The 16,338-nt window shown below is 44.0% G+C and carries 11 protein-coding genes; 10 read left to right on the forward strand and 1 reads right to left on the reverse strand.

Features of this window, described 5'->3' with window-relative positions; all coding sequences use genetic code 11:
- Nucleotides 1–81 precede the first annotated feature (81 nt).
- The 4 genes from GC093_RS21490 (at nucleotide 82) to GC093_RS21505 (ending at nucleotide 3,468) form a co-directional block, all read left to right on the forward strand.
- Nucleotides 82–810: an SDR family oxidoreductase gene (locus tag GC093_RS21490; protein WP_171653957.1), complete on the forward strand. Its 729-nt coding sequence runs from the start codon at nucleotides 82–84 to the stop codon at nucleotides 808–810.
- Between the two features lie 114 nt (nucleotides 811–924).
- Complete coding sequence (locus GC093_RS21495; protein WP_171653958.1) at nucleotides 925–1,857, forward strand: aldo/keto reductase; 933 nt, start codon at nucleotides 925–927, stop codon at nucleotides 1,855–1,857.
- 117 nt (nucleotides 1,858–1,974) lie between these two features.
- Complete coding sequence (locus tag GC093_RS21500) at nucleotides 1,975–3,018, forward strand: lactonase family protein (protein WP_171653959.1); 1,044 nt, start codon at nucleotides 1,975–1,977, stop codon at nucleotides 3,016–3,018.
- A 12-nt stretch (nucleotides 3,019–3,030) separates the two neighbouring features.
- Entirely contained in the window at nucleotides 3,031–3,468 is a 438-nt protein-coding gene (locus tag GC093_RS21505) for a VOC family protein (protein WP_171653960.1), read from the forward strand.
- 1 nt (nucleotide 3,469) lies between these two features.
- Here GC093_RS21505 and GC093_RS21510 read toward each other — a convergent pair whose 3' ends face one another.
- On the reverse strand, nucleotides 3,470–3,910 hold the full coding sequence (locus GC093_RS21510; protein ID WP_171653961.1) for a GNAT family N-acetyltransferase: 441 nt from the start codon (nucleotides 3,908–3,910) through the stop codon (nucleotides 3,470–3,472).
- A 196-nt stretch (nucleotides 3,911–4,106) separates the two neighbouring features.
- On the opposite strand from GC093_RS21510, the gene GC093_RS21515 reads away from it, so the two are divergent.
- From GC093_RS21515 to GC093_RS21540, 6 genes are all read left to right on the forward strand, one after another.
- A complete protein-coding gene (locus tag GC093_RS21515; protein ID WP_171653962.1) occupies nucleotides 4,107–5,138 on the forward strand; it encodes a sugar phosphate isomerase/epimerase family protein in 1,032 nt (343 codons plus the stop codon).
- Between the two features lie 196 nt (nucleotides 5,139–5,334).
- On the forward strand, nucleotides 5,335–6,360 hold the full coding sequence (locus GC093_RS21520) for a LacI family DNA-binding transcriptional regulator (RefSeq protein WP_171653963.1): 1,026 nt from the start codon (nucleotides 5,335–5,337) through the stop codon (nucleotides 6,358–6,360).
- Nucleotides 6,361–6,450: 90 nt separating this feature from the next.
- A complete protein-coding gene (locus GC093_RS21525; RefSeq protein WP_171653964.1) occupies nucleotides 6,451–7,860 on the forward strand; it encodes an extracellular solute-binding protein in 1,410 nt (469 codons plus the stop codon).
- 257 nt (nucleotides 7,861–8,117) lie between these two features.
- Complete coding sequence (locus GC093_RS21530; protein WP_171653965.1) at nucleotides 8,118–9,179, forward strand: SGNH/GDSL hydrolase family protein; 1,062 nt, start codon at nucleotides 8,118–8,120, stop codon at nucleotides 9,177–9,179.
- A 48-nt stretch (nucleotides 9,180–9,227) separates the two neighbouring features.
- A complete protein-coding gene (locus tag GC093_RS21535) occupies nucleotides 9,228–10,787 on the forward strand; it encodes an extracellular solute-binding protein (protein ID WP_171653966.1) in 1,560 nt (519 codons plus the stop codon).
- An 84-nt stretch (nucleotides 10,788–10,871) separates the two neighbouring features.
- The coding region (locus tag GC093_RS21540) for an alpha/beta hydrolase fold domain-containing protein (RefSeq protein WP_171653967.1) at nucleotides 10,872–16,338 on the forward strand (5,467 nt) is incomplete at its 3' end.

A 16,338-nucleotide genomic window follows, 5' to 3' on the forward strand; every position in this document is an offset into this window, starting at 1 on the left:
ACTATATAATATTAACGTTAATACGACAATTAACTGCTTAAACATTCTATAAACAGTATGAAGATTAGGGGTGCTTTGTATATGGAGTTGACGGGGATAGTAGCTGTGGTTTCAGGTTCGAGCTCAGGAGTAGGTCTCGCAGCTTTGAAAGCTTTGGTACAGAAGGGTGCTCATGTAGTTGCACTTGCCAGAGACGAGCAGAATTTGATAAATGCGATAGATTCGATTCACCCAGATTTTAAAAAGAATATCATTACTATTGCAACAGATGTTAGAAATGAGACATCCGTCAGGATAGCAATTGATCAAGCAGCTTCAAAATTCGGTCATATTGATATTCTAATTAATGCGGCTGGAGTCAGTATGAGTGGCAAGCAATTGGTACAGGATATTGATCTCGCAGAGTGGAATCGAATTATGGAAACCAACCTAACCGGAACCTTTCTTATGTGCCGTGAAGTACTTCTCAAGATGGTTGAGAGAAACAACGGATATATTATTAATATTTTATCTACGGCAGCATTTCAAGCTTCTGGAGGAAATAGTATTTATGCGGCCTCTAAATTTGGGGCAAGGGCTTTGACCGAAGCCATGATTGCAGCTAATAGGCGCTCCGGAATTCGTGTAACTTCTATCAGCCCAGGGGCAATTGACACTAACATTTGGACTCATAAAATGAATGCTGTTTCACAGGAAAGTAGAGATACGATGCTGAAAGCTGAGAGTATCGCCGATATCATTCTATTCCTTGTGAGTCAACCTCCAGAAGTACATATCGAGAATATTACGGTTACTCCCTGGTATCGATAAGTTCGAAAATCTGCAGAGGATCCAATTAGTGTCTTAGTGTCTATCCGCAGGAAATGAAAGGTATCATGGAATGCATCGCAGTAGAGTACAATTTCATATGAGGAGAGAGTTCAATTGAAGACAAAAACGTTAGGCAAAACAGATATACAGGTTTCGAACATTACTTTTGGCTGCTGGGAGCTTGGGGGAGGACCTTGGGAATTTACAAGCGATGATAACAATATTAAGGCGATCCAGGCTGCATTTGAGATGGGAATCACTACCTTTGATACGGCAGAGGGTTATGGAGATGGACATTCTGAGGAAGTCGTCGGTGCTGCTTTGGAAGGAAAGCGTAATCAAACGGTAATTTCAACTAAAGTAAGCCGGGCAAATCTAGCACCAGGTGATGTTCGCCGTTCTGCTGAAATAAGCTTAAATCGTTTAAAAACAGACTATATTGATATTTATTATATTCATTGGCCAAGCTTTGAGATCCCGGTATCGGAAACCTTAGGTGAATTTAATAAGCTAAAGGAAGAAGGCTTAATTCGCGCAATAGGGGTATCCAATTTTTCATTAGCCCAGTTGAAGGAAGCATCAAACTTTGCACAAATTGATGTCATTCAGCCTGAATACAGCCTACTGCAGCGGTCTATTGAAGAAGATGTCATTCCTTATTGCGTACAAGAGAACATTGGCATAATGAGCTACAGCTCTATTGCAAAGGGAATACTGACGGGGGCATTTCATCTTGGTGGTAAACAGCTAAACGAAGAGGATTTCCGAAGCAAAAGGCGGTTGTTTTCTCCAGAGCATATGGAAATATCGAAAGAATTGATAGTACTGCTTAAAGATATAGCTGATGGGAAAAATAAGGCAATCTCACAGGTTGCTATCAGCTGGCTGCTGAATCAGGATGCTTTAACTACAGCTATAGTGGGATCTCAAAGCATCAAGCATATGAAGGAAAATGTGGAAGCTGTGGATATTATATTAACCTCAGATGAAATAAAGGCTTTGGATAATGTAAGCCGTAAAGTAATAGCTGAAATAGATGCTCCATAAGCAGAAGTTGAATTCAAATGCCGTTATTCTCAGTTGGGGTTAGCTGCATTTCACTACTGGATTTGTTGATCCCTAGCCATTGCATCTGCCACTACTTTAGGAAGAAGGGTTCTTAATATGTATGTATTTACAGGCTGCATGAATGCTGAGTTATCTCCGAGTTTATATCTGTGCGAGTTTCACGAGGAAGATGGTTCGCTTACATTGGTTAACTCTTATAGCGACATGTCCAAATCATCTTATTTGGCTGTTGATGCATCCAGAAATACCGTATACGCTGTAGGAATGGATTTTGAAAATGAAGGAGCAGCAGCCTCGTATTTATTTAATCCAGACACGAAAACATTGCAGTTAGTCAGCAAGCAAGCGACATTGGGTAAAAATCCAATCTATATTAGTACAGACCCCGACTCTACTGTATTATTCGCGGCTAATTTCGCGGGTGGGAGCATTACTGCTCTGCCATTGAAACCGGAAGGGATTATGGAGGATGTCTCCTGCTGCATCTCCTTCGAAGTTCACCATATAGGAGTTGGCTCGAAGAACAAATCACATCCGCATAGTATTGTGGTTGACCCTACTAACAGATATGTTGTCGTACCTGATTTGGGGACAGATCGGCTATATATTTATGAAATTGATTATGCACACTATGATTTGAAGCTGAAACAAACCCTTTTTGTGGAACCCGGATCTGGACCCAGACATTTTGTGTTTCATCCAACTAAACCTTGTGCTTATATGATCAACGAGTATAACTCGACTATTACCGTTTTCACTTACGATGCCTCGCAATGTGGTCTTGAGATCGTTCAAACGGTGTCTACACTGCCCATGGGCTTTGACGGGATCAACAAATGTGCCGATATACTAATATCTCCTTGCGGTAAATATGTATACGGTTCCAATCGCGGTCATGATAGTATTGTCCAATTTAGAATTAGTGAAAGTGGTTTTCTTACCTATGTGGAACATATAAGTTCAGGAGGGAAGAAGCCTCGAAGTATGGCTGCTTCTCCAAGCGGCAAATACCTCTTGGTTGCCAATGAAGGTGACAATCACGTGGCCACATTTGTAATTGATCAACAAACAGGTTCGTTGACTCCGGCCAGTCACTTGAGCTTGGAATCCAGTCCTATTTGCATCAAATTTATGATTTGAGGGGGAAAAACTATGATTACGGCTATATCACATTACGGGGTTAAAGTTAAGGATATGGAACGCTCAGTGAGTTTTTATTGTAATGTTCTTGGGTTTGAGGAGTCATTCAAGCTGTATAATGACGATGGTTCAGTGAGAATTGTATATTTACACATTGGTCGCCATCACTTTATTGAGTTGTTCCCTGATGGACAGGAAGAGTATCGTTATATACCAACTGCAGTAGGTATGAACCATCTGTGCTATGAGGTAGATGACGCATACGCAACAGTGGAGCAAATCAAAGCTAATGGAGGAACACTTGAAAAAGAAATAGAGACAGGTAGAAGCGGATGCTTGCAGTTCTGGATAGCAGATCCGGATAATAACCGCATCGAGCTGATGCAGTTACTACCGGATTCTCTGCAGGCTAAAGCACTTCAGGCCATTCAGACTAAATACAGCCAGTAAGTTACAGTTTCTTTTTCATACGGACATGAGGAATACCTGCATCAAGAAAGACTTCAGACGAAACGGTAACATAACCGAGCTTATGATAAAATGCTTCCGCTTGGCATTGCGCATCCAGAAGCGCGTAGTCAAAGCCTTGTTCACGAGCTAGTTCTTCTAAAGCTAGTACAATGGTTTTGCCTGCTCCTGTACCTCTTTGTTCTTTGCGGACGGCTATTCGCTGCAGTTTCATTGTAACTTCATCATAAGGACGCATTCTTCCGGTAGCCAAAGCTTGTTCGTCGTCCATTAGCAGTACATGCACACATGCATCAGGACTTTGGTCGAATTCATCGATCTCAAGGCTTTCATCTACCAGCTGTTCTCTTATGAATACCTCAAACCTAATATCTAAGCAGTGCTGCAATTGTTCTCTAGTTGTAACGATAAGGGTTTGTTTCACGAATAGATCTCCTTTTTGTTCAAATTAACTTCTGTCTATTAGCTAAAAATGAAAACTAGGAACATGTTAACCTTCTATACGGCAATCGTCAAGCTCTTGCTGGAGATCGAGAAGAGTGTGCTGTTGAAGCTGCAAGTGAATTAAGGATTCATAGACCAACCTTTATACAAATAAAGCCTTGAAAAGGAGCAATGACATGAGTACTCTACGTACCAATGAAGAACCGTCCGCACACGTTTACGAGCAAATCCCTACTAGCCATTATTTGATAGATAGCCGTAAAGGACCGTATTATACAGGTGATTACAAGCTAGGTCTTAACTTTTACAGCTTCAGTCATAATTTGAACTCATGGATGAAAGGAAGTACTGAGGGAGCTCCTCCAATCGATACGATGCAGGTTATCCGTTTCGCTAAAGAGGCAGGATTTGACGCTGTGGATATTACCTCTTATTATATCCCTGGATATGATAATTTTACTATGCCAACGAAATCAGACGAAGAAATTTTTGAATATGCCAGAACTATTAAGAATCTTTGTAGTGAATTGGGAATCGCAATTAGCGGAACAGGGGTAAAGAACGATTTTGCCGATCCGAGCGATGAAAGACGTGCATTGGATGTTAAACGAGTCAAATATTGGATTGATGTAGCAGCTGAGATGGGGACCCCTGTTATGAGGGTCTTTAACGGAGAGGTTCCCAAAGATATAGAGACCTCTGGCTGGGAAGCTATAGCAAGAGAGAGGATTGTGCCTGCCCTTAGAGAATGCGCTGAATATGGTGCGGAAAAAGGAGTCATCATCGGTATGCAGAATCATGGCGACATGGTGTGTACGGCTGATCAGGTGATCCGAATTCTAAATTGGGTGGACCATCCCAACATTGGACTAATTAACGATTCCGGCTTTTTCAAAAAATTTCTCGAACGTACCGGTGAAGGCTATGCTTGGTATGATGATATTGAAGCGGTACTTCCTTATACGGTGAACTTTCAAGTAAAGAGAAAACCGGCCGGTGCCAATACAGACATTCTGGTTGATCTAGAGGAGCTCTTTACTCGAATCCGATACAGCAATTACCGTGGTTATATCCCATTGGAGACGCTTTGGGTAAATGGTGATAAGGATCATCCCAAAGACCTTTCCGAGCCGCCGTTCGAACAAATAAAGGATTTTCTTGGCAAGATGAGGGCTGCTTCAGAAAGCACGAAAACTATTAAGAAATAGTAATGTAAAAATAAACTGCCCTATTTGTTGATTTTGACATAGGTGCAGTTATTTTTTTGCTCAAAAAAGGCAAGCTGTTAGTACAGATGTTTTTCTAAGGGATGGTTTAAAGGAATTTCGAATGCCGTTGCAGAATTGTATAGAGTGCATGATCAGTTTTAATGATAGGAATGGATTAACAACAGAGGTGAGTAAAGTGAGTAAGCGTGTACGGCAAGAGGATATAGCCAAAGAACTCGGATTATCCATCAATTCCGTATCTTTAGCATTAAAAAATAGCAAACGTATTAATGAAGAAACAAGACAAAGAGTACATCAGGTTGCCAAAGAATTAAACTATATTCCGAATTCCATCGCCCGTTCTCTTGTTGAAAAGAAATCGAAAATAATAGGATTCATTTTACCCAAAATAACGAATCCTGTCCAAATAGAAACGGCCCAGCTTATTGAAAGAAAACTAATGGCCAACGGATACAATATGATGCTTATGACCACCGATAGTGATAGAGACTATGAGTCTTTCGCTCTGGATATCCTTGTTTCTCGACAGGTCGACGGAATATTCCTGTTTCCTACGAATAAACAAAATCAGGATAAAATCAGATCGATACGCAATGCTCATATTCCGATGGTCCTCTTGTCTGGCGGTAATTACGAGCCAGCGAGTGACTCCGTCTACATGAACCAGTTTAAAGGCGCTTATAAAGCTGCATCCCATCTGGCCCAATTAGGTCATCGACAAATTGCGTTTATTCATGGCGGCCCAGCCAATATGGAAAAGTACACGGGATATCAAGCGGCATTGAAGGATAACGGAATCGAGTTTGATGAGGAGCTTGTTATAACTGTCGACAATTATAGCTACGAACAAGGCTACTTGTCGGCTGCAAAGCTTTTTTCTAAGGGGGGAGTAACAGCCCTTTTCGCATCCAGCGATTATTTGGCGCTGGGAGCACTGCGTTGGTGCCGAGAACAAGGGATGCGAGTGCCTGAGGATATGGCTATTGTTGGCTTCGATGACCTGGAAGCAGCCCAATATGCGGAAATACCTCTGACCAGTGTAACCTATAAGGTAGAGGAATTAACTACTCTTGCTGTAGAACTGCTGTATCGGTTGATAACGGAGGAAGAGCAGGCCAAGTCGAAGCCAATAAGAATTGAAATCGAGCCTACTCTGCAAATAAGAAGCTCCTGCGGATATAAAAGCAAAAACAGGCAGTAAAGAATCCGCAAGCTGCCTCGTATCTAACTTTGATATAGTAAGCCAGTAAGATAGAAAGATAGAAGGACAGTAAGATAGTGAGGTCTCAACATGCAAAAGAGATTAAGCCGCAAGCATTTCCGAGCTCGGCTGGAAGTTATGATTGGTACTCTGCGTCAAGAAATTCTGTCGGGTAAACTGGCTATTGGCAGCTACCTGCCGTCCGAAAGCGATTTGGAAAAGCGATTCGAGCTCAGTAATGCTTCCGTTCGCAGCGGTCTGAAGGTTCTGGTAGAGGAAGGATTCATTGAGAAAATTCCTAGGGTAGGCAATAAAGTGTTGAGTCCCTCCTCCGAACAAAAGACGGTTATTAAATTTGGATATGTTCATTCATTTGCCCGATTAGTCGAGATGGAAGAACTGCTAGCTGAGTTTTCCAGGCAATTTCCGCATATTGTTGTACAGCCGATCGAGCTGCCGTCGAGCAGCTATTCCAAGTCATTGAAGCATTATATGGAATCGGAGATCCTCGATGTAGTTTTAATTAATAATAATAATTTTCAGGATTTCGTAGAAAACGGCTGTACCCACTTGTTGGAGCCGATTGAGCAAGTGGATGATTTGTATCCGTTTTTGACACAACCGTTTCGTCAAGGAGATAACACACAAGTTCGTCCATTCAATTATTCACCTGTAGTTTTGTGTTATAACAAAAAACATTTCGAGCAGTCTCAAGTTCCGCTGCCTGATAGCAGCTGGGCATGGAGCGATCTTTTTAAATATGGCCAACAGCTGTCAGTAAAAAATGAACGGTTCGGATTTTATTTTTATATGCCATCCCGTAACCGTTGGCCGATCTTTATGCTGCAGAGCGGAACAAGCTTCCAAACGGATGAAAACGGAAACTACCGATTGCGGGGGAGCAAAATAATAGAAAGCTTGGAAGCATGCAGAGAATTGCTGGCGATGACGGATGTATTTCCAAGGATTTTGTCGGAAAGCGATGCCGATGCGGAAGCCCTCTTTCTGGAAGGAAAGGTTTCGGTTATTATGACAACCTATTTTTTCTTAAACCAGTTAAGGGATTCTAATATTTCCTTCGATGTTTCCCCATTGCCTGGATTGCAGGATACGAGCACGCTGCTCATTATTAATGGACTTGCTGTTAACAGCCGGTCTTCTAATAAGGAGGCAGCCAAGCTGCTGGTCGACTTTCTGTCCTCCTACGAGATACAATTACTGCTTCGCCGCAAAACGTTGAATATTACCGCGCACCGACATGCCATGGAATGGGAGGGAGAGGAGTCCTTATATCGTCCCTCCAGATTTTTTTTGTACAAAGAAATTTTTCCAACGTTACGGTTGATTACGGAGCTGGGCCTCAGCAATTACCAGTTGAAAAGCATCCAGCGTGATATTATGTTATTTTTGTCTGGTTTGCAAAATAGTGATGTGCTTAGCGCCAAGTTGGAACAATTGCTTATTGAAGCTAAAGAAAGCAACATCATTCAATCCTCCTGAAGGTTGTGCTTGTTAATAAACCTACATAGAAATAAGCATGGACTCCCCTATCATACCTAAACGCAGGTGCAGGCTCAGAATAAGAGCTTGCACTTTTTTTTCGTTCTACAATTATAAAATTCGTTATCTACCACATAAAATCACAAGACGAACTAAAAAAAACCATATTGACTACGCTTACATTAATGATATCATGAAATAAATGAGTTAGATATGAGTCAGAATGACGAAGTGAAATGATTGGTGGGGTAACTAAGATGCAGCAAAAGGATGTTTATTTTCATAATGTCACGGAGCTTGAACAGCGCCCGCATCTGCCGGGACTAAGACTGCACCGGTTTCCGAAGCAGGTTCGCCACAGCTTAACGGAGAAGGGAAGAACGAAGGCTATACAGTCGAACGGCTGTGAGCTTCGTTTTGTTACAGAAGCGAAGTATGTACAAGTGGTGCTAGGCTCACAGGATACTAACGGTAAAGTGCTGGTGTTCAAAGGCGACTTCTTCCATTCCTCACATCAGCTGGAGGCGGGGGTCATAACAACCATCCAGTTGGAAGAACCCGAAAGGTTCGCACAAGTATTCCCGGATAAGCTGAACAACAGAGCGTTTTCTTCTAACGTATGGCGTATTTTCTTTGAACGATTCAGTGCAGTATTTTATGACATCGATGCGTTCGGATTTGAAGTAAGGCCTCCCCATAAGCATGAGATGCCACAATTGACGCTATTAGCTTACGGCTCGTCAATAACTCAAGGGGCAGGAGCTTTAAGCCATTACAACGGTTATGTACAACAGGCTGCCAGACGTCTGGAAATGGATGCTTTCAATTTGGGCCTTAGCGGAGCCTGCTTCTGTGAACAGGAGCTGTCAGATCATATTGCGGAGCGTAATGACTGGGATATGGTCTATCTTGAAATCGGTGTCAACATGCGGGCAGTTGTTCCTGTTGAGGAATTTGAACGGCGCTCGACTTATTTGCTAGACCGTATCATTGAACGGCACCCGGAGAAACCGGTGTTTCTAACCTATATTTATCCGAACCGAGCTACGTATTTCAGCGACTATAGTCATGCTTTAAGCGAGGCTGAAAGACGCTATAACGAAGTTTTGGAGAAGTATACTGCCAACAGAAACCACCCTTTTTTGCACTTATTGGATGGGAACAAGATTATGGATGACTTTACCTCGTTGACTAGTGATCTCATTCATCCTTCCGATTACGGCCATATTTTGATGGGAGAAAAGCTTTCAGGTTTAATGCTTCCAACTGTAAATAAACTGCGGGAATCGCTTGTGAAACATGCCGTTCAATTGGGGTAGCAGTAAGCTTTCGAAGACTTAACTATTTCTATTAAAGGGGAGATTGATATGAGAAAGAAATGGCTTTTATCCATACTGAGCGCATCTTTACTTGCCACAACAGCAGCAGGATGCTCACAGGCAGGGAAGCAGGAAACGGAAAACGCAGGCAAGCCTGGAGGAGGGAAAGCGGCCTTCTCGATTTCCTTCCGTTCAGGGAACATTTCGTACGCGGAAAATCACCCGAACATTAACGATGAGAAATGGGTAAAAAAGCTGGAGGAGCTAACGAATACGGATTTGGACATCCGGTTAATGCCGCATAAAGAGTTTGATCAAAAAATGATCCAAATGTTTGCGATAAATGATATTCCCGATGTTGTACAGGCGAGCTCAGGATTGACTAATCCGCAATTGGCAGGTTCGGTGCAGGCAGGAGTATTTATACCTTTGAATGATTTGTTGGAAAAGCACGGCAAAAACCTTTTGAAAAAAATACCTAAAGAAGCATGGGAAAAAGAAACTGACGCCAAAGGAAATATTTACGCTATACCGGAGTGGTTATCGAATCCTTCCAGAAGAGCCACGTGGATACGTACCGATTTATTGGAAAAAACGGGTCTTCCTGAGCCCAAAACGGTGGAAGATTACCTCAATGTAATGCGAGCGTTCAAGAAAATGGGTGTTGAGAATCCTTTTATGGGTCGGGAGGATTTCGTATATGCGGATGCTTTCTTCGGCTCTTATGATGTTTTTGGGAATTTCTTTATGAAGCAGGGAGACAAGGTCGTTCCTAAGTTCTTTAATGTAGAAAATATGCAAAAGGCAATCCAAACCTATAAAACGATGGTGGATGAAGGCTTGGTCAGCAAAGAGTTTGCAACCATTAATCCGACGAAGTTTAAGAATGATATTATAGCCGGAAAAGCAGGGATTTGGAACATGAATGCCAACTTGTTGATTCAATGGGATCAGCAGCTGAAAGAAAGCGTTCCGACAGGGAAGATGAAATTGATTGCATCCCCAACCGGACTGGACGGCAAGGGCGGCTTGCGCCTTGTAGGTAACGTAACTAGAGCTTATTTGATCAATAAACAAGCAAAGGATCCCGCGGCTATCATTAAATTTTTCGATTGGATGGTTAGTGACGAAGCGGAGAAATTTTTTACCTTTGGGATTAAAGGCGAGAATTACACGGAAGAGAACGGCAAGATCAACTATAAAGCGCCTACCAATGCAAAGGATGTTGATGAGGAGACGTATAGACAGGTTTTACTATGGCTTGTTCAGGATACGACCTATAACAAAGGAACATTGAGCCTTACACCTGAGGGGCAAGGTTTGATGAAGCTGTATGACACGGTATTGGCGAATGAAGGCCGAGATGGGATTCAATTCGATCCTCAGCTGCAGGGATATTTGAAGAATCCTGATATTGCGCCAACTGGAGATAAGCTTCCGCCGGTTATTCTTACACATGTATTGAAAATGGTTTATGGAAAGGAGCCGATCTCGGATTATCCGAAGGTTTTGGAGGAATGGAAGCAAAAAGGCGGCAATGATGTCATTAAAGAAGCTACAGAGAGATTCGAAAAGAAAGATGGCGTTAACCTGTCAAGAACTAAGTAATATCCGAGCCTGAAACTGTGTAGAGCTGGCATCTATGCAGTTTTTCTTTAGGGCTAATAATAACAAAGTGAGCGAGGAGATCAAATGAAGTACTTACTGCGAAGTATTGGGGTACGTATTGCCTTATGTATAATGCTGCTGCTGACAGTGGTATCACCAATGTTTGGAATGCAAACGCTTTCGGCTGAGCCAGCTGACAAACAGCTCTTTTTTGACAGCTTTGAATATGGTGATGGAGTTGCTGTCCCGACTGCATCGCCATCCTTATGGTCTCAAGATGGTTTGAAGGGAAGTATGGTGAAGACGACAACCAGCGGCATGCATACAGGCACCTATGGTGTAAAACTGGATGCCACTGATTCGTTAAGCCTGCATCTTAGTACGGTGGGATACCAGAATATTCAGATGAGCTACTGGTACAAATCAAGTGTCACAGCCGGCAGCGTAAAGGTGGAGTATTCCGCGAACGGGGGATCAACTTGGTTTGCTTTGGATCCGATCAATGGAGCGCAAGGCTCTTTTAAACAAAGAACGTATACCATCACGGCAGCAACGTACACACCTATCGATAATCTTCCGGATGTCAGAGTAAGATTCAGCGTGGATTCAGCAGTACCGTTAGCAGGCAACGTCTATATAGATGATGTGGAAGTTAGAGGCACGGCTATTTCGAGCACACCGGAAGAGCCTTCGACTCCACAGCCCGAAGGACCGGAAATCGAATTCTTTTCCGATAATTTCGATGATCCGGACAATTATGGTTCAGAGGGCAATGTGACCATACCGTCACCTTGGGTACAGGAAGGCAGTGCGGCTAAAACATCGGTTTCTTCCAGCGCGCCCTCGTTACCCAATTTTGTCAAAATCGATTCTACGGATGCGCTGGCATTACCGCTCAATACGACTGGGTATGGAAATATCAAGCTGAGCTACTATACGAGGGCTTCATCTTATATTAGCGGAAGTATTGTAGTGGAGTGGTCGGGGAACGGAGGAAACAGTTGGACGACAATAGAAGAATTCAAGCTGCCTCAGGGCACCGCAGAGCAAAAAAACAGCGAATCCAACAAGCTGAAAACGTGGGTAATAGGAGCTGGTGCTAACAACAACACGAATCTTAAGCTCAGATTCAGAGTTGGAGATCCCATGCAGGCGAATATGTACATCGATAGTGTGTCAATTAAAGGGCAAGCTATTCCGGGAATCCCGCCTGCCGTAACACCTGTGCCTAATCCTCCAACAACGGAGCCAGTGCCGTTTCCGGTGCCAAAAGGGGTTACGTTGTATGAAGATGTAGCAGTAGGAACGGCTGGAAGCCGGCCCTTATATACGTCGATAGCGGTTCCTAGTACTCCGCCTACGGCTCCAATGCCTGTCGTTGTTTATATACATGGTGGAGGCTGGAATCACGGAGACAGGAAACAAGCGCTGGCTAACATATGCGGTTATGTGACCAAGAGGGGATATATTGGCGTTTCGCTTGACTACCGCCTCACTCCAGAAGGACCTTTTCCGGCTCAGATTCAGGATGTGAAGCTGGCAATTCGTTATTTGCGAGCAAATGCAGCTCTATATAATATTGACCCTGACCGTATCGGTGTCTGGGGTTCATCGGCGGGAGGCCACCTTGCTTCACTTCTTGGTACCACCGGGGATCTTATGACTACCGATCAGGTTGTTCTTGATAATGGTCATACTGTGAATGTTCCGGATTTGGAAGGCACAGGAGGCTGGCAGGAATATTCGGATAAAGTGCAGGCAGTGGCTGACTGGTTTGGGCCTGCTGACTTCACGACTACCTTTGCCAACAATTATAGCTCTGTAACAGCTCTTTTAGGCGGCAACAAAGCCTTCACGGTGCCGGACCAAGCTAGACTCGCAATGCCCGGTACATATGCATCTCCGGATGACCCTCCATTCTGGATCCGGCATGGGGACGCTGATTCTACGATTCCTTATACAGATAGTGTTACATTTGCTAATCAACTAACAGCAGCGGGTGTTAATGTCGTTGACTTCAAAGTTGTTCCCGGGCAGGGCCACGGTTTTACTGGAGCAGCATCCGAAACAGCCAATGCGGAGGCATGGGCATTTATGGATCAGCATGTTAAGAACAGGACCGTGACCGAACACATTTTATACAAAAAAGGCTACACACCAGGCAATCCTACCGACCCTAACAACCCTAACAACCCTAATCCGGGTGTTCCGAATGTTTCGGCCGTATTGAACCCTTCTGTATTTACATTAGAGTCAAATGGGTCGAAGGAGTTGACTGTATCTCTAACGCCAAATGAAACAGTAACGAAGACGGTCACATGGACAACTTATGACAGCGGTGTTGCAACCGTATCCTCCTCCGGATTGACAACCGCATTGGTGACAGCTGTAGGTCCGGGGAAAACGAAGATACGTGCAGACGTTACAACCTCCGTCAATCAGCAGGTATATGCGGAGAGTGAAATAACGGTGGTGCCCCAGCAGCCGTCTGGACCTGGGGCTGTGGTGGAAACGGATATAGGAAGCCCGTTGCCAACGGATGATGCACTCATTGACAGTAGTAAAGCAGATACGAATTTCAATTCTGCTACGGGCACAAGCGTTGGACTATTCAGCACTTCATCAAAAACCAATAAGAAATATGTTTATTTCAAATATGATTTGTCAGGCTTGAGCGATCCTGCTTACAAATATATATTTCAAGTAGCCGGGAAAAAAGGCTCCTCCAACACCAATGTGGAGATGTCCCTTTACGGCATAGAGAATACAGATTGGAGCGAAACTAACTTAACATGGGACAATGCACCGATCAATAATCTGGCTGATGCTGCGTTTATCGGCAAATTTACGGTGTCGACCGATAATGGGAGCAATCCGGAATTGTATAGTGTGGATGCTTCAGATTATATCAGAAGCCATTTATCTCAAGGCAAGGTTGCCTTTGTGGTGGGAGATGGGGCCAATACGGGGATTTCCATAAACCTATATTCGAAGGAAGCCAACGGTACGAGTAATCCGAGGCCACACTTATTGGTTAAGGAGATCATCGATATTTCCAACGATAACACACCTCCTTCATGGTTGAGCGACAGTAAGTTAACAGTGTCCAACCTGGGGACTGATTTCATCAACTTATATTGGCCTGCTGCAGTAGATAATACCAAAGTAACCCAGTACCGGGTTTATCAAAATAATACGTTGCTGGCAGCGGTAAAAGGAAGTACTTCATATAATGCTGTAGGGTTGAGCCCAGGAGCAGCTTATACATTCAAAGTTGAAGCAGTAGACGCAGCAGGGAATATCAGTACGTCTCCGCTGACTTTTAGCCGGACAACGCTATCGGAACCATTGACGCCTCTACCGGTCATAGGTGTAACTGCAAGCGGCAGCGATGGAAACATCGAGATTAACACGATAGACAGCAATTCCTACACGCGCTGGTCTTCATCGGGTGATGGGCAATGGATTATGTACGATTTGGACGAAATCAAACGTGTCGGATATGTGGGTGTCGGGTTCTATAAGGGAGATACGCGGTCAACGAATTTTGAAATCGAGACGTCTGTTGACGGAATAACGTGGACGCAGCGGTTCAGCGGTTCCAGCAGCGGCAAAACTACGGCTATGCAAGCCTTCGACATACCGGATACGGACGCTAGATACGTTCGAATCACAGGTCATGGCAACTCGGATGGCAGCACATTCACAAGCATTACGGATGTTCATATTTATGCTCCATTCACTAATGGGGATACCCCGGTTGCCATTATTCCTTATGTGGTACCGGGACCGCCACCGGGAGCTGTACCTTTCACCAAGCCGGGGATGACTAATGCGGATGGCACGAACCGTCCCGTTCATATCCCCCATGTAACATCGGGCCGGGTTATTAATGTGCTGCAGTATGGTGCGGACCCAGCAGATAACGGTACGGATGATCGTCCTGCTATTCAAGCGGCTATCCAGGCTGCGAATGAAGGAGACGAGGTTTATCTGCCGAATGGAACGTACAATCTGAATACAGCTCCTGATGGTACTACTAATCTTATATTGAAAACGGGGGTCAACCTTCGTGGTGAAAGCGAATCGGAAACAGTTTTGAAAACAGCTCTTAACAAAGTCAAAAACAGTACGCTGTTAAAAGCGGCCAATCAGCATGAACTGGTTATTTCCAATTTAACTCTAACCTCAACATGGGAAGGCACCTATACAACAGATCATAAGGTTAACAACCCGGCAAGTGGCGGACCGGATAGCATGATTGTCATTGCGAACTATGGAGAATATCCTTCCTACAATATCACCATAGATCAAGTAACGGTTGAAAAGTTCACTCGTATGGGAATTCGAATCGATAACAGTCATGATGTAGTTGTAAAAAACAGCACCTTCCGCAATGCCACCGATATAGGTCCGGGAGGGTCGGGGTATGGAGTGGCTATCCAAGGGATGGCGAAGGTGGATCGGCTTGGGTATGACAATGACACAAGATGGAATTTGGTGGAGAACTCATCCTTTGAGGGTTCTTACTTAAGACATGGAGCGCTCATTCAATTTGTCGCACATAACAATACCATACGCAATAATCATTTCTATAAGACTAAGCTGGATGCGATTGATCTTCATGGGGAACTGGAGTATTTAAATGACATCTATGGCAATCAAGTGACCGATATTGCCACCGGCGGAGCTGTAGGTCTCGGTAATACGGGGGGCACAGCGCCAAGCAACCATAGTAAATCGGGTCCCAAAAACTATATCCACGATAATATTATCAGAAACTCCCGAGAAGGTATTGTGGTTACAATGGGTACGCCAGATACGATTATTGAGAACAATTTAATCGAAAATACGACGAATGTAGAAGAAGCTGTAGGTATCAATGTTTTAAACGGGCCAGGAACCATTATTAGAAATAACATTATCCGCAATAATACGGCCCCTAATTATTGGGCTATCCTCTTAGAGCATGACAAAGGGGATGAAAATGCTAGCTTTATTGGTAAGGGCGATCCGTTAAACGTGCAGATTTTGAATAATACAATTACCGGGAACACCAATGGTATTCAGCTTCAGGCTGGGGCTGACATTGTGCTTAGAGGAAATAAGCTGGACAACAGCGGTACAAATTACTTGAAGGCACAAGGTGTAACGGCTGTGGAGGAAGTGGAGCCACCGATTGAAGAAGCATCCTCCAACGCCGACCTGAGCGATCTTAAGCTTAGTGTGGGAACACTGGATCCTGCATTCAATTCCGGCACAGTAGCGTACACCGTAACCGTAGCAAATTCGGTTTCAAGCATCGCGGTTACACCGACTGCAGCGGATGTCAAAGCATCGCTGACTGTGAACGGTACTGCAAGTGTGAGCGGAGCAACTTACGGAGGGTTGAGCTTGAATGTGGGCGATAACCCGATTCAAGTGATAGTTACAGCTGCCAATAAAACAGCCAAAACGTACACAGTGGCTGTTAAACGAGTGGAACCGCCGATTGAAGAAGCATCCTCGAACGCCGACCTGAGCGATCTGATGCTAAGTGCAGGAAAACTGG

This window comes from Paenibacillus foliorum (genome assembly GCF_013141765.1).
In the GTDB taxonomy this organism is placed as follows: domain Bacteria; phylum Bacillota; class Bacilli; order Paenibacillales; family NBRC-103111; genus Paenibacillus_S; species Paenibacillus_S foliorum.